At 69.0% G+C, this 22,479-nt stretch carries 16 protein-coding genes; 13 read left to right on the forward strand and 3 right to left on the reverse strand.

What is annotated here, in order from left to right:
* From EJ913_RS26290 to EJ913_RS26325, 8 genes are all read left to right on the forward strand, one after another.
* A partial coding sequence (locus EJ913_RS26290) for an NAD(P)(+) transhydrogenase (Re/Si-specific) subunit beta (RefSeq protein ID WP_148125303.1) occupies positions 1-543 on the forward strand: 543 nt, incomplete at its 5' end.
* A 118-nt stretch (positions 544-661) separates the two neighbouring features.
* The gene (locus tag EJ913_RS26295; RefSeq protein WP_127003536.1) at positions 662-1,612 is read left to right on the forward strand and encodes a LysR family transcriptional regulator; all 951 of its coding nucleotides are present in this window, start codon (positions 662-664) and stop codon (positions 1,610-1,612) included.
* Positions 1,613-1,793: 181 nt separating this feature from the next.
* Positions 1,794-2,306, forward strand: coding sequence for a formate dehydrogenase subunit gamma (locus EJ913_RS26300; RefSeq protein WP_127003538.1), 513 nt, complete (start codon positions 1,794-1,796; stop codon positions 2,304-2,306).
* The gene (locus EJ913_RS26305; RefSeq protein ID WP_127003540.1) at positions 2,303-3,880 is read left to right on the forward strand and encodes a formate dehydrogenase beta subunit; all 1,578 of its coding nucleotides are present in this window, start codon (positions 2,303-2,305) and stop codon (positions 3,878-3,880) included. Before EJ913_RS26300 ends, EJ913_RS26305 begins: the two co-directional genes overlap by 4 nt.
* Positions 3,881-3,900: 20 nt before the next feature.
* Entirely contained in the window at positions 3,901-6,756 is a 2,856-nt protein-coding gene (fdhF, locus tag EJ913_RS26310; protein ID WP_127003542.1) for a formate dehydrogenase subunit alpha, read from the forward strand.
* Positions 6,757-6,771: 15 nt separating this feature from the next.
* A complete protein-coding gene (fdhD, locus tag EJ913_RS26315) occupies positions 6,772-7,593 on the forward strand; it encodes a formate dehydrogenase accessory sulfurtransferase FdhD (protein ID WP_127003544.1) in 822 nt (273 codons plus the stop codon).
* Between the two features lie 37 nt (positions 7,594-7,630).
* Positions 7,631-7,849, forward strand: coding sequence for a formate dehydrogenase subunit delta (locus EJ913_RS26320; protein ID WP_127003546.1), 219 nt, complete (start codon positions 7,631-7,633; stop codon positions 7,847-7,849).
* Between the two features lie 270 nt (positions 7,850-8,119).
* On the forward strand, positions 8,120-9,118 hold the full coding sequence (locus EJ913_RS26325) for a bile acid:sodium symporter family protein (protein ID WP_127003548.1): 999 nt from the start codon (positions 8,120-8,122) through the stop codon (positions 9,116-9,118).
* Positions 9,119-9,274: 156 nt separating this feature from the next.
* On the opposite strand, the gene putA is transcribed toward EJ913_RS26325, so the two are convergent.
* The gene (gene putA, locus EJ913_RS26330; protein WP_127003550.1) at positions 9,275-12,409 is read right to left on the reverse strand and encodes a bifunctional proline dehydrogenase/L-glutamate gamma-semialdehyde dehydrogenase PutA; all 3,135 of its coding nucleotides are present in this window, start codon (positions 12,407-12,409) and stop codon (positions 9,275-9,277) included.
* Positions 12,410-12,548: 139 nt separating this feature from the next.
* Here putA and EJ913_RS26335 point away from each other — a divergent pair, with 139 nt between their 5' ends.
* From EJ913_RS26335 to EJ913_RS26345, 3 genes are all read left to right on the forward strand, one after another.
* Entirely contained in the window at positions 12,549-13,028 is a 480-nt protein-coding gene (locus tag EJ913_RS26335; protein WP_127003552.1) for an Lrp/AsnC ligand binding domain-containing protein, read from the forward strand.
* A gap of 373 nt (positions 13,029-13,401) precedes the next feature.
* Positions 13,402-13,611: a hypothetical protein gene (locus tag EJ913_RS26340; RefSeq protein ID WP_127003554.1), complete on the forward strand. Its 210-nt coding sequence runs from the start codon at positions 13,402-13,404 to the stop codon at positions 13,609-13,611.
* A 358-nt stretch (positions 13,612-13,969) separates the two neighbouring features.
* A complete protein-coding gene (locus EJ913_RS26345; RefSeq protein ID WP_127003556.1) occupies positions 13,970-16,945 on the forward strand; it encodes a methyl-accepting chemotaxis protein in 2,976 nt (991 codons plus the stop codon).
* Between the two features lie 153 nt (positions 16,946-17,098).
* On the opposite strand, the gene EJ913_RS26350 is transcribed toward EJ913_RS26345, so the two are convergent.
* Positions 17,099-17,665: a TetR/AcrR family transcriptional regulator gene (locus tag EJ913_RS26350; protein WP_127003558.1), complete on the reverse strand. Its 567-nt coding sequence runs from the start codon at positions 17,663-17,665 to the stop codon at positions 17,099-17,101.
* A 98-nt stretch (positions 17,666-17,763) separates the two neighbouring features.
* On the reverse strand, positions 17,764-19,422 hold the full coding sequence (locus EJ913_RS26355) for an AMP-binding protein (protein ID WP_127003560.1): 1,659 nt from the start codon (positions 19,420-19,422) through the stop codon (positions 17,764-17,766).
* 201 nt (positions 19,423-19,623) lie between these two features.
* On the opposite strand from EJ913_RS26355, the gene EJ913_RS26360 reads away from it, so the two are divergent.
* Together EJ913_RS26360 and EJ913_RS26365 are read left to right on the forward strand one after the other, a co-directional pair.
* Positions 19,624-20,514: an ABC transporter ATP-binding protein gene (locus tag EJ913_RS26360; RefSeq protein ID WP_211099044.1), complete on the forward strand. Its 891-nt coding sequence runs from the start codon at positions 19,624-19,626 to the stop codon at positions 20,512-20,514.
* Positions 20,514-22,475, forward strand: coding sequence for a long-chain fatty acid--CoA ligase (locus EJ913_RS26365; RefSeq protein WP_238521384.1), 1,962 nt, complete (start codon positions 20,514-20,516; stop codon positions 22,473-22,475). Before EJ913_RS26360 ends, EJ913_RS26365 begins: the two co-directional genes overlap by 1 nt.
* Positions 22,476-22,479: the final 4 nt, after the last annotated feature.

Genomic DNA, 22,479 nt, shown 5'->3' on the forward strand with positions numbered 1-22,479 from the left:
GCCAAGGGCCCGCAGGGCAGCGTCAAGGCCGGCTCGGCCGAGGACGCCGCCTACATCATGAAGAACGCGCAGTCGGTGATCGTCGTGCCGGGCTACGGCATGGCGGTGGCGCAGGCGCAGCACGCGCTGCGCGAGATGGCCGACACCCTCAAGCACGAGGGCGTGGACGTGAAATACGCCATCCACCCGGTGGCGGGCCGCATGCCGGGCCACATGAACGTGCTGCTGGCCGAGGCCAACGTCCCCTACGACGAGGTCTTCGAGCTGGAGGACATCAACCGCGACTTCGGCACGGCGGACGTGGCTTTCGTCATCGGCGCCAACGACGTGACCAACCCGGCCGCCAAGACCGACCCGTCGAGCGCGATCTACGGGATGCCGATCCTCGACGTGGAAAAGGCCAAGACGGTGTTCTTCATCAAGCGCGGCATGGCCGCCGGCTACGCCGGGGTCGAGAACGAGCTGTTCTTCCGTCCCAACACGATGATGCTGTTCGGCGACGCGAAAAAGGTCACCGAAGAGGTGGTGAAGGCGATGGAGTAAGGGCCATCGCCAAACTCGGGCGCGCCGCCTTTCCTCTGGGGCGGCGCGCTTTTTTCGTTTGAGGGTCCGGCCCGCCTTCCGGCTATCCTGTTGGCCGTCACAACGGGTGCAGTCCGCGATGTTCCGCAAGTTCGTCTATCTCCTGGCCCTGGCGCGCGAGCGGCATTTCGGGCGCGCGGCGGAGAGCTGCCACGTCTCGCAGCCGACCCTGTCCAACGCGATCCGCCAGCTCGAGGAGGACCTCCAGGTCCCCATCGTCGAGCGCGGCCAGAAGTTCGGCGGCTTCACTCCGGAGGGGTTGAAGGTGCTGGAATCCGCCCGCCGCATCGTCGCCGAGCGGGACAACCTGACCCACGAGCTGCTGGCGCTGGCCCAGGGCGTCACCGGCCATCTGCGGCTCGGCGCCATCCCCACCGCCCTGCCGGTGATGCCCCATGTGCTGGCGCCCTTCAGCACGCGCTTCCCGCACATCCGCGCCACAGTGACCTCGCTGAGTTCCCGCGAGATCCAGCGGGGGCTCGACGAGTTCGAGCTCGACGCCGCCGTCACCTACCTCGACAACGAGCCGCTGAACAACGTCCGCACCCTGCCGCTCTACTCGGAACGCTATTACCTGCTGGCCCGCCGCGCCGACCTGGCGCCGGAGACCATCGCCCAGGGCGCCGTCAGTTGGGAGAAGGCCGCGTCCCTGCGGCTCTGCCTGCTGACGCCGGACATGCAGAACCGCCGCATCGCCGAGATCGCCTTCCGCATGACCGGCCGGGCGGTCGAGCCGGCGATGGAAACCAACTCCATCGTCACCCTCTACACCATCGTGCGCTTCGGCAACTGCGCCAGCATCGTGCCGGGGCAACTGTTGACCTTCGTGCCGCCGCTGCCCGAGGTGGTGGCGCTGCCGCTGGTCGATCCCGACTTGAGCCACGTCGTCGGGCTGGCCTACGCCGACCGCGACCCGCCCTCGCAGCTGGCCAAGGCGCTGGCCGCCGCCGCGTCGGACGACGACATCGCCCACACCGTCGCCGTCCTCACCGCCGAGGCGATGACCCCCTGGCGGCTGGCGATCCGCTGACGCCTTGATAGCGAAAAGCTATCAGCCCATCAAAAAATGAAATTTGCTGGTATACCATATACTCCTGCATTCTGACGGTACCGGGCGCCCGAGAGAGCGCCGGCACGGACGATCCGTTCAGGACGACAAGGCAACCCAGGCCAAAACGACCAAGGCCAGCCGAGAGCGAGGAGGGACCCCGATGAACGCCTGCCAACCGTGGAGCGTGGAGCGCGCCCGAACGATTGTCGCCGACAATCGTCATCTGCGCGGCGCCCTGCTGCCGATCCTGCACGCGCTGCAGGAGGAGTTCGGCTACATCGACGAGCAGGCCATCCCGCTGCTGGCCGGCGAGCTGAACCTGTCGCGCGCCGACGTTCACGGTGTGGTGTCCTTCTATCACGAGTTCCGCCGCGAGAAGCCGGGCCGCCACGTCATCAAGGTCTGCCGCGCGGAAGCCTGCCAGGCGATGGGCGCCAACGCGCTGGTCGATCACATCAAGGCGAAGCTCCAGGTCGATTTCCACGGCACCACCGCCGACGGCGCCTTCACCCTGGAGCAGGTCTTCTGCCTGGGCAACTGCGCCCTGTCGCCCGCCGTCATGGTGGACGAGCATCTCTACGGCCGCGTCAGCCCGGCCCGCTTCGACGCCATCGCCGCCGAGACGGCGCACCCGACCACGCGGCCCGCCGGGCAGAAGGAGCGCGCGCAATGAGCGGCCACCTGATCACCGTCTACGTCCCGCGCGACGCCGCCGCCCTGTCGCTGGGCGCCGATTCCGTGGCCGCCGCCATCCGCGCCGAGGCCGCCAAGCGCGAACTGCCGCTCCGCATCGTGCGCAACGGCTCGCGCGGCATGCTGTGGATGGAACCGCTGGTCGAGGTCGAGACCCCCGACGGCCGCGTCGCCTACGGCTCGGTGACGGCGGACGACGTGCCCTCGCTGTTCGAGGCCGGTTTCCTCTCCGGCGGCGACCACCCGCTGGGCCAGGGACTGACCGAGGAGATCCCGTATTTCAAGAAGCAGGAGCGCCTGACCTTCGCGCGCTGCGGCGTCATCGACCCGCTGTCGGTCGAGGATTACCGCGCCCATGGCGGCTTCCGGGGGCTTGAGAACGCGCTGGCGATGACCCAGGCGGAGATCGTCAAGACGGTGACGGATTCCGGCCTGCGCGGTCGCGGCGGCGCCGGCTTCCCGACCGGCATCAAATGGAACACGGTGATGGGCGCCAAGGCGGACGAGAAGTTCGTCTGCTGCAACGCCGACGAGGGCGACAGCGGCACCTTCGCCGACCGCATGATCATCGAAGGCGACCCCTTCTGCCTGATCGAAGGCATGACCATCGCCGCCATCGCGGTGGGCGCCACCTCGGGCTACGTCTACATGCGCTCGGAATACCCGCACGCCACGGAAACCCTGCGCCACGCGATCAAGCTCGCCTACGACGAGGGCTGGCTCGGCGACAACATCCACGGCACCAGCCGCACCTTCCACCTCGACGTCCGCGTCGGGGCCGGCGCCTACATCTGCGGCGAGGAGACCGCGATGCTGGAGAGCCTGGAAGGCAAGCGCGGCATGGTCCGTGCCAAGCCGCCGCTGCCGGCGCTGGAGGGGCTGTTCGGCAAGCCGACCGTGGTCAACAACGTGCTGTCGCTCTGCTCGGTGCCGATCATCCTCGACAAGGGCGGCGCCTATTACCGCGACTTCGGCGTCGGCCGGTCGCGCGGGACTCTGCCCTTCCAGCTCGCCGGCAACCTCAAGCATGGCGGCATCGTCGAGAAGGCCTTCGGCATCACCCTGCACGAGCTGCTCTACGATTTCGGCGGCGGCACCATCAGCGGGCGGCCGATCCGCGCGGTGCAGGTCGGCGGTCCGCTCGGCGCCTATCTGCCGCCCTCGCAGTTCGACCTGCCCAAGGATTACGAAGCCTTCGCCGCGCAGGAGGCGATGGTCGGCCATGGCGGCATCGTCGTCTTCGACGACACCGTCGACATGGCGCAACAGGCCCGCTTCGCCATGGAGTTCTGCGTCGCCGAATCCTGCGGGAAATGCACGCCCTGCCGCATCGGCTCGACGCGCGGGATGGAGACGATCGACAAGATCATCGCCGGCAAGAACGTGGACGCCAACCTGACCCTGCTGGCCGACCTCTGCGAGGTGATGGTGGACGGCTCGCTCTGCGCCATGGGCGGCATGACGCCCTACCCGGTGCGCAGCGCCGTCAAGCACTTCCCCGAGGATTTCCGCCGCACCCCCGCCGTGCGCGTCACCCACATCGCGGCTGAATAAGCGCGACCAGGAGCACCGACATGACCCTCATCCATGAGACCGATTACGGCACCCCGGCGCGCCTCTCCTCCACTCTGGTGACGCTGGAGATCGACGGCCGCAGCATCACGGTTCCCGAAGGCACCTCGGTCATGCGGGCGGCGATGGACGCCGGCATCACCGTGCCGAAGCTCTGCGCCACCGACAGCCTGGAGGCCTTCGGCTCCTGCCGCCTGTGCATGGTGGAGATCGAGGGGCGGCGCGGCACGCCCGCCTCCTGCACCACCCCGGTGGCGCCCGGCATGAAGGTGGCGACCCAGACCGACCGGCTGGCCCGGCTGCGGCGCGGCGTGATGGAGCTGTACATCTCCGACCACCCGCTCGACTGCCTGACCTGCCCGGCCAACGGCGATTGCGAGTTGCAGGACATGGCCGGCGCGGTCGGTCTGCGCAACGTGCGGTACGGTTTCGACGGCGAAAGTCACCTCAAGGCCGGCAAGGACGAGAGCAACCCGTACTTCACCTTCGACGCGTCCAAATGCATCGTCTGCTCGCGTTGCGTGCGGGCCTGCCAGGAGACCCAGGGCACCTTCGCGCTGACCATCGACGGGCGCGGCTTCGCCTCCTTCGTGGCGGCCGGCGCCAACGAGGGCTTCATGGACAGCGAGTGCGTGTCCTGCGGCGCCTGCGTCCAGGCCTGCCCGACCGCGACGCTGACCGAGAAGTCGATCATCGAGAACGGCCAGCCCGAGCACAGCGTCATCACCACCTGCGCCTATTGCGGCGTCGGCTGCTCCTTCAAGGCGGAAATGCAGGGCACCACCGTGGTCCGCATGACCCCCTGGAAGAACGGCGGCGCCAACGAGGGGCATTCCTGCGTCAAGGGCCGCTTCGCCTGGGGCTACGCCAGCCACAAGGACCGCATCATGAAGCCCATGGTGCGCGAGCGGATCTCCGACCCGTGGCGCGAGGTGTCGTGGGAGGAGGCCATCGCCTACGCCGCCGAGCGGCTGAAGGCGGTGCAGGCCAAGCATGGCCGGGGCTCCATCGGCGGCATCACCTCGTCGCGCTGCACCAACGAGGAGGTCTACGTCGTCCAGAAGATGATCCGGGCGGCCTTCGGCACCAACAACATCGACACCTGCGCCCGCGTCTGCCATTCGCCGACCGGCTACGGGCTGTCGCAGACCTTCGGCACCTCGGCCGGCACGCAGGATTTCCGCAGCGTCGACAAATCCGACGTGATGCTGGTCATCGGCGCCAACCCGACCGACGGCCACCCGGTGTTCGGCTCGCGCATGAAGAAGCGTCTGCGCGCTGGGGCCAAGCTGATCGTCATCGATCCGCGCCGCATCGATCTGGTGCGCAGCCCGCACGTCCAGGCCGATTACCACCTCCAGCTCCAGCCCGGCACCAACGTCGCCGTGGTCAACGCCATCGCCCACACCATCGTCACCGAGGGGCTGGTAGACCGTCCCTTCGTCGAGGAGCGCTGCGACCCCAAGGAGTTCGCCAAGTGGGAGGCGTTCATCGCCGAGCACCGCAACTCGCCGGAGTATCTGGAATCCCGCACCGGCGTCCCGGCCGAGCAGGTCCGCGCCGCCGCCCGGCTCTACGCCACCGGCGGCAACGCCGCGATCTACTATGGCTTGGGCGTGACCGAGCACAGCCAGGGCTCCAGCACGGTGATGGCGATCGCCAACCTCGCGATGGCGACCGGCAACATCGGCCGCGAGGGCGTGGGCGTGAACCCGCTGCGCGGCCAGAACAACGTGCAGGGCTCCTGCGACATGGGCTCCTTCCCGCACGAGCTGCCGGGCTACCGCCACGTCTCCGACGACACCGTCCGCCACGAGTTCGAAACCGCCTGGGGCGTCACGCTGGACCCGGAACCCGGCCTGCGCATCCCCAACATGTTCGACTCGGCGCATGACGGCAGCTTCCGCGGCCTGTTCGTGCAGGGCGAGGACATCGTCCAGTCCGACCCCAACACCCACCACGTCACCTCCGCCCTGGAGGCGCTGGACATCGTCATCGTGCAGGACCTGTTCCTGAACGAGACGGCGGCCTTCGCCCATGTCTTCTTCCCCGGCACCTCCTTCCTGGAGAAGGACGGCACCTTCACCAACGCCGAGCGCCGCATCAACCGCGTCCGCAAGGCGATGCCGTCCAAGGTCGGGCGGGACGAGCATTGGGTGGCCTGCGCGCTGGCGACGGCGATGGGCTACCCGATGCACTACGACAGCACGTCGCAGATCATGGACGAGATCGCCTCGCTGACCCCGACCTTCCGGGGTGTCAGCTTCGAGAAGCTCGACCGCGTCGGCAGCGTGCAGTGGCCCTGCACCGGGCTGGAGGACGACGACACCGGCATGGCGATTATGCACGGCGAGAAGTTCATGCGCGGTCTCGGCCGCTTCGTGATCACCGAGTATGTGCCGACCGACGAGCGGACCACGCGGATGTACCCGCTGGTGCTGACCACCGGCCGCATCCTCGCCCACTACAACGTCGGCGCCCAGACCCGCCGCACCGCCAACGTGGCCTGGCACCCGGAGGACGTGCTGGAGATCAACCCGGTGGACGCCGAGATCCGGGGCGTCAAGGACGGCGACATGGTGTCGCTGGCCAGCCGCATGGGCGCCACCACGCTGCGCGCCGTCCTGTCCGACCGCATGCCGGCGGGCGTCGTCTACACCACCTTCCACCACCCGGTGACCGGCGCCAACGTCATCACCACGGAAAATTCGGACTGGGCGACCAACTGCCCCGAATATAAGGTGACGGCGGTGCAGATCTCCCGCAGCAACCAGCCCTCCGACTGGCAGGTGGACTACGCGAAGAACGACGTCGAGCGCAAGCGCATCGGCGCCGCCAACGTGTTGGCCGCCGAGTAAGGAGGCCTACAGGGCATGACCGCGATGACCTTGGGTTCCCTCCGTTCCGGCACGCCGGATCTCTGTTCCATCGCCGTGACCGGCACCGGCTTTCCGGCGGCGGACGGTGGTGTCGGAGACGTGACGTGGCGGATCCCCGAGGAGGTCGCGATCGCCTTCGAGTACAACGGCCGCTCGCACGCGGTGATGATGGCGACCCCCGCCGATCTGGAAGACTTCGCGCTGGGCTTCAGCCTGGCCGAGGAGATTGTCGGCGAATCCTCCGACATCGAGCGGATCGTGGTGCAGGAGACGCCGCTGGGCCGGGTCGTCAACATGACGGTCGATCCCCTGCGGCTCCTGCGCGGCAGCCTGCGCAGCCGCTCCATGGAGGGGCGGAGCGGCTGCGGCCTGTGCGGCGTGGACAGCCTCGTCCACGCCGTCCGGGAGCCCCGGCGGGTCACGTCCACCCTGGCGGTGGAACCGGCGGCGGTGGCCGCCGCCTTCGCCGCGCTGCCGGACCACCAGCCGATGAACCGGGCCAACCGGTCGGTCCACGGGGCGGCGTGGTGCGAGCCGGACGGGACGATCCGTTTCGCCCGCGAGGACGTCGGCCGCCACAACGCGCTCGACAAGCTGATCGGCGCGGTGGTGGGGGCGGGCGTCGATCCGGCGTCCGGCTTCGTCGTCATGACCAGCCGGTGCAGCTTCGAGCTGGTGCAGAAATCGGCGGCGGTCGGGATTCCGCTGCTGGCGACCATCTCGGCCCCGACGGCGTTGGCGCTGGAACTGGCGCGCAACGCGGGGCTGACGCTGGGCTCGCTGTCGCGGGGGGACGGGGTCGTCCTGTTCCGCTGAGACCTTACTGAACGCTGGACGTCACGGGAGACAACCGATGAACCACACCAAGGAACTGGTCCGGATGGCGAACCAAATCGCCACCCACTTCTCCACCTACCCGCGTGAGGAGGCGGTGGCCGAGACGGCGACCCACATCCGCAAGTTCTGGGACCCGCGCATGCGCGCCAGCCTGTTCGCCCACGCGGACGCCGACGGCACCGACCTGCACGAGGTGGCGCGCAGCGCGGTCGGGGTTTTGCAGCAGGCGCGGTGAAGGTAGGGGGAAGCGTCGGCTGACGAATGCCCCCACCCTTCCTCCCCCGCTGGGCGGGGGAGCGGACTGCCGCTGGACTTTTGCAAAGCTCCTATCCCCTCCCCCGCCCAGCGGGGGAGGGATGGGGTGGGGGCATTCGCCAGCCAATACCCACCCGCCTCGACACCCCACGCGCCCGCAACCCATAGCTGGATTGTGCGCCGCACACTTCCCATGACCGGCTTCGCGCGTTACATGGCTCAGGATCGCTGTATCCCGGAGCTATGAACGATGATCCGCGTCCCCCGCCCGAACCTCGACGGCTTCACGCTGGCCCTGCTGGCGACGGTCGGTCTGGCGAGTGTCCTGCCGGTGCAGGGTCCCGCCGCCGAGGGGGTGCATTGGGTCGCGGAGGCCGCCATCGCGCTGCTGTTCTTCCTGCACGGCGCCCGGCTGCCGCGCGAGGAGGTGACGGCGGGGCTGTCCCACTGGCGGCTGCACCTGCTGATCTTCTCGCTGACCTTCGTCGCCTTCCCCCTGATCGGCTGGCTGGTGGTGGCGACCTTGCCGGAACGGCTGCTGCCCCCGGCGCTGGCCATCGGGGTGCAGTTCCTCTGCCTGCTGCCGTCCACGGTGCAGTCCTCCATCGCCTTCACCTCGATGGCGCGGGGCAACGTCGCGGCGGCGGTGTGCAGCGCCACCCTGTCCAACATCGGAGGCATCCTGATGACGCCGCTGCTGGTGGCGCTGTTCCTGAAGGCGCAGGGCGGCGGATTCTCGCTGGATGCGGTGCAGACCATCGTCGTCCAACTGCTGCTGCCCTTCGTCGCCGGACAGTTGCTGCGCCGCTGGGTCGGCGCCTGGGCGGCGCGGCACAAGACGCTGCTGAAGGCCACCGACCGGGGCTCGATCCTGCTGGTCGTCTACATCGCCTTCAGCGAGGCGGTGGTCGGCGGGCTGTGGCACCAGGTGCCAGTGGAATCCCTGGCGATGGTGGTGCTGATCGACAGCGCGATCCTAACGCTCTTCCTGGTCGGCACGACCCTGCTCAGTCGCCGTCTGGGCTTCTCGACGGCCGACGAGACAGCCATCGTGTTCTGCGGCTCGAAGAAGTCGCTGGTCAGCGGCGTGCCGATGGCGGGCGTGCTGTTCGCGCCCGCCACCGCCGGTCTGGTGCTGCTGCCGGTGATGATCTTCCACCAGATCCAGCTGATGGTCTGCGCCGTGCTGGCCCGCCGCTACGCCGAGCGCGACGCGGAGGCGCGGGACGCGCTGCCGGCGGCGTCTTGAGGGGGAAAAGAGCCCTTCTCCCCTTGCGGGAGAAGGGTTGGGATGAGGGGTATTCCGCCGAAGGCGGAAGAATTTGCGGCACCCCTCACCCCAACCCCTCTCCCGCAAGGGGAGAGGGGCTTCTAAGCGCGTATGGGAGGGGCACCCGCCCCCCGATCAATCCTCTTCGAGCGACACCAGCGAGGTGTTGCCGCCGGCCGCCGTGGTGTTGACGGTCAGCGTGCGCTCCGCCGCGAAGCGGGTGAGGTAGCGCGGGCCGCCGGCCTTCGGGCCGGTCCCCGACAGCCCCTCGCCGCCGAAGGGCTGCACCCCCACCACCGCGCCGATCATGTTGCGGTTGACGTAGATGTTGCCGACCGGCATGCGCTCCGCCACCTTGCGGGCGGTGCGGTCGATGCGGGTGTGGACGCCCAGCGTCAGTCCGTAGCCGGTGGTCTCGATGGCCTCCAGCACGCTGTCCAGCTTGTCGCCCTTGAAGCGGATCACGTGCAGGACCGGGCCGAACACCTCGCGCTCCAGCCGGTCGAGCCGGTCGATCTCGAAGGCGTGCGGGGCGAGGAAGCTGCCATTGGCGCAAGACGGGGGCAGAACGCCCTCGAACAGGGTCGTCGCCTCGCGCTTCATTTTCTCGACATGCTGGCGCAGCACGCCCAGCGCCTCGCGGTCGATGACCGGGCCGACGTCGGTGGTCAGCAGGGCCGGGTCGCCGACGCGCAGCTCGGCGGCGGCGCCCTTCAGCATCTCGATCACCTTTGGCGCGATGCCGTCCTGCACGAACAGCACCCGCAAGGCCGAGCAGCGCTGCCCGGCGGAGCGGAAGGCGCTGGTCACCACGTCGTCCACCACCTGCTCGGGCAGGGCGGAGTTGTCGACCAGCATGGCGTTCTGCCCGCCGGTCTCGGCGATGAAGGGCACGATGGGGCCGCCGCGCGTCGCCAGCGTCCGGTTGATGAGGTGCGCCGTGTCGGTCGAGCCGGTGAAGGCGACGCCCGCGACCCGGCGGTCCGACACCAGCCTGCCGCCCACCGTGGCGCCGTCGCCCGGCAGCAGGTGCAGCACCTCCGGCGGCACGCCCGCTTCCAGCAGGAGGCGGACGGCGGCCGCCGCGATCAGCGGGGTCTGCTCGGCCGGCTTGGCGATGACCGAGTTGCCGGCGACCAGCGCGGCGGCGACCTGACCCATGAAGATCGCCAGCGGGAAGTTCCACGGGCTGATGCAGACGAACACCCCGCGCCCGGTCAGGCGCAGCTCGTTGCGCTCGCCGGTCGGGCCGGGCATCGTCATCGGCGCGAAATCGGCGCAGGCGCGGGTGGCGTAGTAGCGGCAGAAGTCCACCGCCTCGCGCAGCTCGGCGATGGCGTCGGGCAGCACCTTTCCGCCCTCGCGGGTCAGCAGGGCCAGCAGGTCGTTGCGGTTGCGCTCCATCAGGTCGGCGGCGCGGGTCAGGCAGTCGGCGCGCTGCACGACCGGCCGGGCGGCCCAGGCGCGGTGACCGGCGGTGGCCAGCGCCAGCGCGCGCTCCACGTCGTTGGCCCCGGAATCCAGCACTGTGCCGACGCGGCGCGCGTTGTCGGACGGGTCGGCGACGGACCGGGCATTGCCCTCCGGCGTCAGCCCGCCGACGATCGGGCCGGCGGTCCAGGACTTGGCGAAGGCGGTCTCCATGCCGGCCAGCAGCGGGCCGACCACGGTGGGATCGCTGAGGTCGGCGCCCTCGCTGTTCAGCCGCTCGGCGCCGTAGAGGTCCTTGGGCAACGGGATGCGCGGGTGCGGCTTGACCGAAAGACCGGCGATGCGGGCGACCGGGTCGGCGACGATGTCGGCCACCGGCACCTGCTCGTCCTGGATGCGGTTGACGAAGGAGGAGTTGGCGCCGTTCTCCAGCAGGCGGCGGACCAGATAGGCCAGCAGATCCTCGTGGCTGCCGACGGGGGCGTAGACGCGCACCGGCATCTCCGGCCCGACGATCTGGTGGTAGAGCGGCTCGCCCATGCCGTGCAGGCGCTGGAACTCGAAGCCCGTGCGGTCGCCGGCCATCTCCAGCACCGAGGCGACGGTGTGGGCGTTGTGGGTGGCGAACATCGGGTGGAACACGTCCCGCCGGCCCAGCAGCTTGCGCGCGCAGGCCAGATAGGACACGTCGGTCGAGGCCTTGCGGGTGAACACCGGGTAGGCGTCCAAGCCCCGCTCCTGCCCGCGCTTGATCTCGCTGTCCCAATAGGCGCCCTTGACCAGCCGGATCATCAGCTTGCGCCCGACCCGCGCCGCGAGGTTGCCCAGCCAGTCGATCACCGGCAGGGCGCGCTTCTGGTAGGCCTGCACCGCCAACCCGAAGCCCTCCCAGCCGTCGAGCGACGGGTCGGCGAACACCGCCTCGATCACGTCGAGCGACAGGTCGAGCCGGTCGGCCTCCTCGGCGTCCACCGTCAGGTGGATGCCCGCCGCCTTGGCCTTCTGCGCGAGGACGAGCAGGCGGGGGCACAGCTCCGCCATCACGCGGCCCTGCTGGGCGATCTCGTAGCGCGGGTGGATGGCCGACAGCTTCACCGAGATGCCGGGGCTGGTGAGCATGCTGCGGGTGCCGCGCGCCTTGCCGATGGAGTCGATGGCGCGGGCGTAGGTCTCCTGGTAGCGGTCGGCGTCGGCCTGGGTGCGCGCCGCCTCGCCCAGCATGTCGTAGGAATAGCGGTAGCCGAGCTTCTCGGGCTCGCGGGCGCGGTCCAGCGCCTCCTCGATGGTGCGGCCCATGACGAACTGGCGGCCGAGGATGCGCATCGCCTGCATCATCGCCTGCCGGATCACCGGCTCGCCGGCCCGGCTCACCAGCCGGTCGAGCAGCCCGGCTGGCTGGCGCTGGTCGGTGTCGTCCAGCCGCACCACCTTGCCGGTCAGCATCAAGGCCCAGGTGGAAGCGTTGACGAACAGGCTGTCGGCCTTGCCGAGATGGCGGGTCCAGTCGGCGCCGCCGATCTTGTCGCGGATCAGGCTGTCGGCGGTCTCGGCGTCGGGGATGCGCAGCAGCGCCTCGGCGAGGCACATCAGGGCCACGCCCTCCTTGGTGGACAGCCCGAACTCCTGCAAGAATGCGTCGAGCGCGCCGAAGCGCGGCCGGGTCTCCCGCACCTTCTCCACCAGCCGGGCGGCGCTGTCCATCACGCGGCGGCGCGCCTCGGGCGGCAGCGAGGCGGCCTGGATCAGCCCGTCGACCACCCGCGCCTCGTCGGCCCGGTAGGCGGCGGTGATGGCGGCGCGGTCCGGACGCAGGGCGGGGAACTCGGCGTGTGCAGGCATGGGGGCGATCCATCGCGGATGTGGTGAAGATAATTCAGTATAGAAAGAACGACGCCGATGATGGTACGTTTGATAAGGGAACGAACGGAATTTACTCCTTAATAGCAAGAATTCAGCCGAAGAAAGTTCAGATCGCACCGTGGACCGCAACCTCGACCCCACCGACCTGAAGATCCTGCGCGAATTGCAGGAGGACGGGCGCCTCAGCAACGTCGAGCTGGCGCGCCGCATCAACCTCAGCCCGGCCGCCTGCCTGGAGCGGGTGAAGCGGTTGCAGAACGACGGGGTGATCCAGCGCTACGTGGCGCTGCTCGACCCGCACCGGCTCGACGCCGGGATGCTGGTCTTCGTGGAGGTCGTGCTCGACCGCACCACCCCGGACAATTTCGACGACTTCAAGAGCACGGTCCTGCGCATGCCGCAGATCATGGAGTGCCACATGGTGGCCGGCGGCTTCGACTATCTGGTCAAGGCCCGCGTGCGCGACATGAACGAGTATCGGCTGTTTCTGGGCGAACTGCTGTCCACCGCACGCGGCGTGCGCGAGACCCACACCTACGCGGTGATGGAGGAGGTCAAGAGCGTCACCGCCATCCCACTCGACGGGCTGATCCGCTGAGGCCCCGGCCCGCCGACTCTGGCGCAAGCCCCAAGACGGCGTCCAAGACAGGCGGGGCCGTTCCACGCCGGGACAATGCCCTTTTCCCTCCTCAAAAGCACGAGCCTCTCGTTTCATGGAGAGGAATATTCCCGCCAATGGGAAGATCAGCCCACGGCGGCGATTCTTCTCGTTGCAAATCCGTACGGAAAACGCCCTTGACCGCCTGTTTGCATCAAAAGTACGATTGTTTGACGCGAGAAAACGCGCATGAAATCATCGAAAGAGAGTGCGCCGAATGACTGATGGTGTGGAAGTTGCTCTTCCGAACGCGGTTGACGTTCACGTGGCCTCCGAAGACGGCCTTCTTCTTGTGTCGAACGCGACCGCTGTCGTGATCACCGCCAGCATCGGCGCGATCACGGTGAAGGTCAACGTGGACCGGGAACGCCCGGCCTTCGTGGAAGGCGCCCATTACAGCGTCGGCGGCCAGTTGAACGGCAAGGGCGAATTCGCCCTGCCCAAGGCGGTGTTCAAGGGCTATGGCCTCGGCCCCGACGACCATGTGGCCTCGTTCCTCGGTCAGGTCGTCGTTCCGAAATAACGCGGCCCCGCAACCGGCCGATGAAAACGCCCTGCGGTGCCGTCCGCGGGGCGTTTTGCCGTTCCGGACCGTCTGCCCGCTGCCGTTCCTGCGGTCGATAGACTCCGAAGCGATTCCCGTTTTGCAGAGGTTTGTTCTTTCCAGACGCAAAATGCGAGGGAAGGAAGCGCCCCCGGTTCCAAATTTTCCGGCGCGCGCCGTGCGTTTCCATATCTTTATGGTTGCGGTCCCAACGGTATGGCGCTTGCATTTGGACCGAACCGGTCGTGCCGGGGATGGTTCGTGTCGGAAACGCTTCGCGATACGATCCCGCCTCCCGGCACAGGCTTGCGGGAAAACGGGGAAGCAGGACAGAATCATGCGCGTCAACGAACCGATCACCGACACCGAGATCCTTCTGACCGATGGCGTGCCGCTCGTTTCCCGCACCGACACCGGCGGCCGGATCACCTTCGTGAACGCGGCCTTCGCGGCCATCAGCGGCTTCACCGAGGAGGAACTGCTGGGCGCTCCCCACAACCTCGTGCGCCATCCCCACATGCCCAAGGAGGCCTTCGCCGATTTGTGGGCGACGGTCAAGGCGGGCGATCCCTGGGAGGGTCTGGTGAAGAACCGGACCAAGGGGGGCGATTTCTATTGGGTGCGGGCCAACGTCACGCCGGTGGTCGAGAACGGGGCGGTGACGGGCTACGTCTCGATTCGCTCCAAGCCGTCGCGCGACGAGGTCGCGGCGGCGGAGACGCTCTACGCCGCGCTGCGCGCGGGCAAGGCCAAGGTCGACCTGTCGCGCGGCGAGCCGGTCGCGCGCGGGATGCGCCGTCGCCTCGCCGCCGCCGGGTCGAGCATCGGTGGGCGGCTGTCCGCCATCTTCGCCCTGCTGATCCTGGCGATGCTGCTGGTCGGCGGGCTGGGGCTGGGCGGCATGGCGGAGTCCAACTCCGCGCTGAAGCGCGTCTACGCCGACCGCACGGTCGCCGCCGGCAAGTTGGGCGACATCCTGGCGCGCATGGCCGAGACCCGGCAACTCGTGACCTTCCTGATCCTCGACACCCGCGACGGCGCCGAGCCGAAGATCGTCGCCGACCGGATCAGGCAGGTCGAGGCCAACATCGAGAGCATCGGCGGGCTGTGGGGCGAGTTCAAGGCGACCGCGCAGTCGCCCGAACAGGCCGCCATCGCCCAGCGCTTCGAGGACCAGCGCGGGCGTTTCGTGCGCGACGGGCTGAAGCCGGCGCTGGACTTCGCCAAGGCGGGCGACGCCCTGCCGCTGGAGACGCATGTCCGCCGCAAGGTGCTGCCGCTGTTCGACCTCGCCTACGCGACCAACCGAGAGCTTCTGGCCCGCCAACTGGCGTCGGCGCAGGCCGAATCGGCGCAAGCCGAGAGCGACTTCGACAGCCGCGTGGTCGAGATCTCCATCGCGGCCGTCGTCGCGGCGCTCGGCGCCGGGCTGCTCGGGCTGGTGCTGCTGCGCACGGTGCGGCGCCCGCTGCGCAGCCTGGAGGGCAGCTTCGGGCAGATCGCGCGTGGCGACCTCGTCAGCCCGCTGGCGCCCATCGGCGTGCCGGAGTTCAAGCGCGTGGCGTCCGAGTTGCGGGCGATGCGCGCCAAGCTCGCCTACGGGCAGCACGAGAAGCAGGAGATGGAGGCCCGGCAGAAGGATCTGACCCGGCAGGCCCTGCTGGAGACCTGCAAGGCCATCGAAAGCGACCTCGACGCCACCTGGGTCGGGGTGGAGCAGGCGGGCCAGCGCGCCGGGGCCGGGTTGCAGACCCTGATGGACTCGCTGGGCGTGGTCCGCGAGAACACCGTGGTCGTCTCGGCCGCCTCGGAACAGGCGAGCGCCAACGCCGCCTCCGTCGCCGCCGCGACCGAGGAGTTGAACTCCGCCGGGCACGAGATCGCCCGGCAGGCGGCGCGCTCCAGCGAGGTGGCGCGCAAGGCGGTGGACAGCGCGCGGGATTCGGCGGCGGCCATCGAGCGGATGGAGGTCGCGACCGAGCAGATCGGCAAGGTCGCCAGCCTGATCAACGAGATCGCCGGCCAGACCAACCTGCTGGCGCTCAACGCCACCATCGAGGCGGCGCGCGCGGGGGAAGCCGGCAAGGGCTTCGCGGTGGTGGCTGGCGAGGTGAAGAATCTGGCCGGGCAGACCGCCAAGGCGACCGGCGACATCGCTCACCAGATCCAGGAACTCAAGCAGGCGGTGGACGGCAGCGTGTCGTCCATCCGGACCGTCATCGCCGTCATCCAGGAGATCGACGAGGCCGCCACCGCCACCGCCGCCGCGGTGGAGGAGCAATCGGCCGCCAACGGCGAGATCGGCCGCAGCGCCACCAACTCGGCCGGCGGCGCCTCGCAGGTGTCGGGCAGCGTGCTGCGCATCCGCGACCAGGCCGACGAGATCACCGGCGTCGCGATGGACGTCAGCCGCCGCATGACCGACACGCAGACCGCCGTGTCCGACCTGAAGCGGCGCCTGGTCATCGCGCTGCGCCAGTCGGTGGCCGGCGACCGCCGGACCTCCGACCGCATCCCCTGCGAGGAGGCGGTCACCCTGGCGATTGGGAGGGCGATCGGCGGAGAGCGCAAGTCCACCACCATGCTGGATCTGTCGCTGGACGGGCTGCTGCTCGACCCCAAGGGGCTGCCGGAACTGACCGAGCAGACGCGGGTGACGGTGTCCCTGCGCGACGCGGGCGATCTGCCCGCCGTCATCGCCGGGCACAGCGACCTCGGCCTGCATCTGGCCTTCCGCAACCTGTCCGAACCGCAGACCGAGGCGTTGGAGACGCATTACCGCAAGCTGGTCGAGGCCGACACCCCCTTCATCAAGACCGCGCAGGACGCGGCGGCGGCGCTGACCAAGGCGCTGGAGTCGGGCTTGGCGACCGGCGCCATCAGCGAGGCGGCGCTGTTCTCGACCGAGCTGACCACGATCCCCGGCACGGCGCCGGAGCAGCACCTGTCCCCCTTCACCGAGCTGACCGACCGGCTGTTCCCGGCGATCCAGGAATCGGTTCTGGGCTCGAACCCGCGCTTCCAGTTCTGCGCGGCGGTCAACAGCATCGGCTACCTGCCGACCCACAACGCCCGCTATTCCGAACCGCAGCGGCCGGGCGAGACGGACTGGAACGCGGCGCACAGCCGCAACCGGCGGGTCTTCGCCGACCGCTCCGGTCTGGCGGCGGCGCGCAACACGCGGCCCTTCCTGCTGCAATCCTACCGACGCGACATGGGCGGCGGGCAGATGGTGCGGCTGAAGGAGGTCGACGCCCCGATCGTCGTCCGTGGCCGTCACTGGGGAAGCCTGCGGCTGGCCTATCGGGCGTGAAAAGCAAGGGGGTGTCGGCTCCGGATGCCCCCTCCCCATCCCTCCCCCGCTTCGCGGGAGAGGGGGCTGGAGCTTTGCAAGGGGCCAGCGGCAGGTCCCTCTCCCGCGAAGCGGGGGAGGGTCAGGGAGGGGGTGTCGAAGCCGACACCCCCCTCACGACCCAACCCGCTCCGGCACCAGCACGGCCCCGCAGATCGTCCGCACCGTCTCGGCCCGCTCCGCCGCCGAATTGCTCGCCAGCAGCCCTTGTCCGAAGGCGAAGGCGTAGAACAGGTAGGCGCGGGCGAAGGACTGGTCGGGCGGCAGGCCCAGCGCCGCGAACAGATCGCCGACGCAGCGCAGCCGTTCCCGGTCCACCTCCGCGATGATGCCTTCCGCCTCGGGCGCCCGGCGCGCCCAGTCGCGCACCGCCAGCTCGATCGCCATGCCGCGCGGGTTGCTGCCGTTGTAGAGCGCCAGCAGGTCGTGCAACTGCTTGGTCGGCTCGCGGCCGTCCAGCCGGGTCTGTTCCTTGATCGCGGCGATGCGCCCCTGCTTCCAACTGTCGAGCAGCGCGTCGAGCAGCTCGGTCCGGTCGCGGAAATGCCAGTAGAAGCTGCCCTTGGTGACCTTCAGCTTCTTCGCCAGCAATTCGATCCGCACCTGATCGACGCCGCCCTCGGCCAGCGCCGAAAAGGCGGCGGTCAGCCAGGAGTCGCGGGTTTTCGTTTTTGGTTCCATCGCCGCCGTTCACCGTTCCTCGCCCTGGACGATCTATAGCCGAGAAGGAGCCGGTTGGGCAGCGTCGCCGCCCGTTTCCCGCCCCCTTCGCCGCCCCGTCATTCGCCTTCCTGCATCGGGATCGCGTCGGACGCCCGCCCCCGGTAATGGATGCTGCCGTCCCCGTCCAGGAAGGCCCAGTCGCCCGTCAGGTAGTAGCGCCGCCCGTGGCGGAAGCGCCGGGCGGTGCGGTCGGGATCGTTGGCGTAGGCCTCGAACCAGAAGAGCGGCGAGTTCTCCACGTCGATGGCGATCTCGCCGGCCCCGCCGACCGGCGCCTCGGCGCCGCCGTTGTCCAGCACCACCACGCGGAAGCCCGGCATCGGCCGCCCGAGCGAGCCGTCGCCCGGCCGGTCGCCGCCGTCGGGGTCGTAGCGGTTGACGATGAAGATGCCGGTCTCGCGCTGGCCGTACTGGTCGAGCAGCGGCACCTTCACCGTGCGGTTGGCCCAGGCGATCAGGTCGGCCGGCAGCGGCTCCCCCACCACCGACAGGATGCGCAGCGCGAACTGGTGCTCGCCCGCCGGATCGGCGCCGTGCCACGCGCGGATCTGCGACGGGGCGGCGGTCAGGTTGGTGACACCGTATTTGGTCAGCATCCGGTAGCCCTGCCGCACGTCGTAGGGGCCGTCGCAGAAGATCGTCGTCCGCCCCAGCAGCAGCGGCCCGACCAGCCCATAATAGACCCCGTAGGCCCAGCCGGGATCGGCCATGTTCCAGTAGATGTCGTCGTCGCGCAGATCGAGGCCGATGCGCATGTACTGCTCGATCCCCGACAGCGCCTTGACCGGCATCGGCACGCCGAGCGGCGTCGGCTCCGATTCCGAGGTGTAGATCAGGGCAAAGGCGTCGCTTTCCCGGTAGCGGGCGACCTCGCTCCGGGGCTCGGCGGCGTGCAGCGACGACCAGAAGGGCGTCACCTCGGGGCCGAAGGCCTCGTCGCCCTCCACCGTCACCACGGGCCGGGCGTTGTCGCGCGGGATCTTGCGGCGCAGGAAGCCGTTGGTGACGATGGCCGCAGCATGGCTGTCGGCCAGCCGGTAGGCGACCGCCGAGGCGGTGTAGGTGGTGAACAGCGGCATGTAGACCCCGCCCAGCCGCCAGATCGCCAGCGCCGCGATCAGCAGCTCCGACCCCTTGGGCAGCAGCACGGCGACCCGGTCGCCCGGCCCCACCCCCATGCCGGCCAGCACCGTGGCGAAGCGCGCCGAATCGCGGGCGAGCCGGGCGAAGCTCAGCTCTGTCGTCTGGCCCGCCACGCTCTCGTGCAGCAGCGCGGCGCGCGCCCCGTCGGCGGCGCGGACGTGGCGGTCGCACAACAGGGTCGCCAGCGCGATGGCGTCGCCCCGGTATTCCGGCCGCAGAAAGGCCGAGGGGCGGGCCACCGCCTCGGGCGGCTGCGGGACGGCGGGCGGAGCCGGGGCGGGCGGTAGCGGCGGGCGGTGGCGGGCGGCGGCCAACTGCCCCAGCGCGTCGAGGTCGGGGCCGGGGTGGTAGCGCCGGCTGCCCGCATCCTGCTCGATCAGCCCCTCGCGGGCGAGTGCCGTCAGCAACCGGTGGGTGGTGGCCTTGGACAGCCCCGCCCCGGCCATCAGGTCGGCCAGCCGCGCGCCCTCGGGGTCGGAGGCGGCGACCGCGCGCAGCAGGGCGATGGCGCGCTCCAGACTTTGCGTGCCGCCGGCGGCGGCGGGGGTGGGCGTGTCGGTGTCGATCGTCATGATGGTCCACAATATGGACTGATCGGCCCGACGGAGCCAGAAAAAACATGCGCTGGCGGAATGTCAGTGTTGATAACAGAACGGATCACGGTATATGATGCCCATGTTGCCCCAAGAGAGGTCCACAATATGGACCCAACCGGCCAAGCAAGAGCCGGCGCAGGCGTTCGAGAAGCCGAACCAACAGCAACGGAGGAGGAAATGTCCGGCGCGCCCGTCGCATCGCACCGTGGCCACGCATCATCGGCCCCCGCCAGCAAGAACGCGTCTTCCACGGCGGAGACCATCTTCGAGGCCAGGGGCGTGAATCTGCGCTTCGGCGGCGTGCAGGCTCTGACCGACGTCAGCTTCGGCATCCGCAAGGGTGAGTTGTTCTCCATCATCGGACCGAACGGTGCGGGCAAGACCTCGATGGTCAACTGCATCTCCGGCCGCTACAAGCCGACCGACGGCAAGGTCTATTTCAAGGGCCGCGACGTGACGGGGATGACCCCGAACCACCGCGCCTCGCTGGGCATCGGCCGCACCTTCCAGAATCTGGCGCTGTTCGGGCACATGACCGTGCTCGACAACATCATGGTCGGCCGCCACCACCTGCTGAAGAACAACTTCCTCACCGGCTCGCTCTACTGGCTGACCGGTGCCCGCAAGGAAGAGCTGGCCCACCGCCGCGAGGTCGAGGAGATCATCGACTTCCTCGAAATCCAGCACGTCCGCAAGGCCACCGCCGGGACTCTGTCCTACGGCCTGCGCAAGCGGGTCGAGCTGGCCCGCGCCATCGCGCTGAAGCCCGACCTGATCCTGCTCGACGAGCCGATGGCCGGCATGAACCTCGAAGAGAAGGAGGACATGGCCCGCTACATCGTCGACCTCAACGAGGAGTTCGGCATGACCGTGGTCATGATCGAGCACGACATGGGCGTGGTCATGGACATCTCGCACCGGGTGATGGTGCTGGAGTTCGGCAAGAAGATCGCCGAGGGCATGCCCGAGGAGGTGCTCGCCAACCCGCGCGTCCGCCGCGCCTATCTGGGCGAGGACGACGAGGACGAAGCGGCGCCCGCGACCGCCGTTCGGAAGGAGGTCGCGTGATGGCCGGGAACAAGGCCGTGGGATCGAGCATGAACCTGCCCGATCTCGCCGTGAACGACACGCTGGCGAAGCTGGTCACCCTGCACGCCCGCGAGCATGGCGACGAGATCGCCATGCGCGAGAAGGATTTCGGCATCTGGCGCACCTTCACCTGGTCCCAGGTCCACGCCCGCATCCGCGCCTTCGCGCTGGGCATGACCAAGCTGGGCGTGGTGCCGGGCGAGGTGGTCGGCCTGCTGGGCGACAACCGGCCCGACTGGGTGATGGGCGAGGTCGCGACCCACGCGCTGCGCGGCTACAGCCTGGGCATCTACCGCGACGCGCTGGACGAGGAGGTCGCCTACCTCATCACCTACGCCGACGTGAAGGTGGTCTTCGCCGAGGACGAGGAGCAGGTCGACAAGCTGCTGAACCTCGCCGAGCGCCTGCCGACGCTGAAACACATCGTCTATTCCGACCCGCGCGGCATGCGCAAGTACACCGACCCGCGCCTGCTGCCGGCGACCGAGCTGGTGGCCATGGGCGAGGCGCTGCACGCGCAGCAGCCCGACCTCTACGAGCGCATGGTCGCCGCCACCAGGGGCGACGAGGTGGCGATCCTCTGCACCACCTCGGGCACCACCTCGAACCCGAAGATGGCGATGCTGCCGGCGGGCAACCTGATCCGCCACGTCGCCAGCTACCTGTCGGTCGATCCCAAGGGGCCGGAGGACGAGTACGTCTCGGTCCTGCCGATGTCCTGGATCATGGAGCAGGTCTACGCGGTCGGCATGGGCATGGTGTCGCGGATGCGCGTGAACTTCGTCGAGGAAGCCGAGACGATGATGCACGACTTCCGCGAGATCGGGCCGAGCTTCGTGCTGTTCGCGCCGCGCCTGTGGGAGGCCATCGCCGCCGACGTGCGCGCCCGCATGATGGACGCCTCGCCCTTCAAGCAGAAGATGTTCGAGCTGGGCATGAAGCTGGGGCTTGAGGCGCTGGCCAAGGGGGAGCGTTCGGCCATCGCCGACCACATTCTCTTCAAGGCGCTGCGCGACCGGCTGGGCTTCACCAACCTGAAATCGGCCGCCACCGGCGGCGCCGCGCTGGGGCCGGACACCTTCAAGTTCTTCCAGGCGCTGGGCGTGCCGCTGCGCCAGATCTACGGCCAGACCGAGACGATGGGCGCCTACACCGTCCACCGCGCGGACGACGTGGATTTCGACACGGTGGGCCTGCCCTTCGACGCGGGCGTGCAGGTGAAGGTGATCGACCCCGACCACAACGGCGTCGGCGAGATCGTCACCACCCACCCCAACATGTTCGCCGGCTATTACCGGAACGAGAACGCGACCGTCGCCGACGTCCGCGACGGCTGGATGCACACGGGCGACGCCGGCTACTTCAACACGAAGGGCCATCTGGTCATCATCGACCGCATCAAGGACATCGCCACCACCGCGAAGGGCGACCGCTTCAGCCCGCAATACATCGAGAACAAGCTGAAGTTCAGCCCGTATGTGGCCGAGGCGGTGATCCTGGGCGACAAGCGCGACCACCTGTCGGCGATGATCTGCATCCGGCTGTCGATCCTGTCCAAATGGGCGGAGAAGAACCGGATCGCCTTCACCACCTACGCCGACCTGTCCTCGCGCCCCGAGGTCTACGAGCTGCTGCGCAGCGAGGTCGAGCGGGTGAACGCCACGCTGCCCGAAGCCCAGCGCATCGCCAAGTTCCTGCTGCTCTACAAGGAGCTGGACGCCGACGACGGCGAGCTGACCCGCACCCGCAAGGTGCGCCGCAGCGTCATCGGCGAGAAATACGGGACGATCATCGAGGCGATGTACGCGGGCCAGCCCAAGATCGACGTCGACACGATGATTTCCTTCCAGGACGGCACCAAGCAGCGCATCCGAACCACGCTGACCGTCATCGACCTCGTGCCGGTCAAGGCGAAGACGCCGCAGCCGGTCGCGGCGTAAGGGG

Source organism: Azospirillum doebereinerae, from assembly GCF_003989665.1.
Classification (GTDB): Bacteria; Pseudomonadota; Alphaproteobacteria; order Azospirillales; family Azospirillaceae; genus Azospirillum; species Azospirillum doebereinerae.

Excerpts from the sequence above, each read along its gene's own strand:
- EJ913_RS26325 (WP_127003548.1), top strand. The coding sequence starts at position 8,120 with ATGATCCGCGTCCCCCGCCCGAACCTCGACGGCTTCACGCTGGCCCTG.
- EJ913_RS26320 (WP_127003546.1), top strand. The coding sequence starts at position 7,631 with ATGAACCACACCAAGGAACTGGTCCGGATGGCGAACCAAATCGCCACC.
- EJ913_RS26295 (WP_127003536.1), top strand. The coding sequence starts at position 662 with ATGTTCCGCAAGTTCGTCTATCTCCTGGCCCTGGCGCGCGAGCGGCAT.
- EJ913_RS26360 (WP_211099044.1), top strand. The coding sequence starts at position 19,624 with ATGTCCGGCGCGCCCGTCGCATCGCACCGTGGCCACGCATCATCGGCC.
- putA (WP_127003550.1), bottom strand. The coding sequence starts at position 12,409 with ATGCCTGCACACGCCGAGTTCCCCGCCCTGCGTCCGGACCGCGCCGCC.
- EJ913_RS26355 (WP_127003560.1), bottom strand. The coding sequence starts at position 19,422 with ATGACGATCGACACCGACACGCCCACCCCCGCCGCCGCCGGCGGCACG.
- EJ913_RS26345 (WP_127003556.1), top strand. The coding sequence starts at position 13,970 with ATGCGCGTCAACGAACCGATCACCGACACCGAGATCCTTCTGACCGAT.
- EJ913_RS26350 (WP_127003558.1), bottom strand. The coding sequence starts at position 17,665 with ATGGAACCAAAAACGAAAACCCGCGACTCCTGGCTGACCGCCGCCTTT.
- EJ913_RS26365 (WP_238521384.1), top strand. The coding sequence starts at position 20,514 with ATGGCCGGGAACAAGGCCGTGGGATCGAGCATGAACCTGCCCGATCTC.
- EJ913_RS26305 (WP_127003540.1), top strand. The coding sequence starts at position 2,303 with ATGAGCGGCCACCTGATCACCGTCTACGTCCCGCGCGACGCCGCCGCC.
- fdhF (WP_127003542.1), top strand. The coding sequence starts at position 3,901 with ATGACCCTCATCCATGAGACCGATTACGGCACCCCGGCGCGCCTCTCC.
- EJ913_RS26300 (WP_127003538.1), top strand. The coding sequence starts at position 1,794 with ATGAACGCCTGCCAACCGTGGAGCGTGGAGCGCGCCCGAACGATTGTC.
- fdhD (WP_127003544.1), top strand. The coding sequence starts at position 6,772 with ATGACCGCGATGACCTTGGGTTCCCTCCGTTCCGGCACGCCGGATCTC.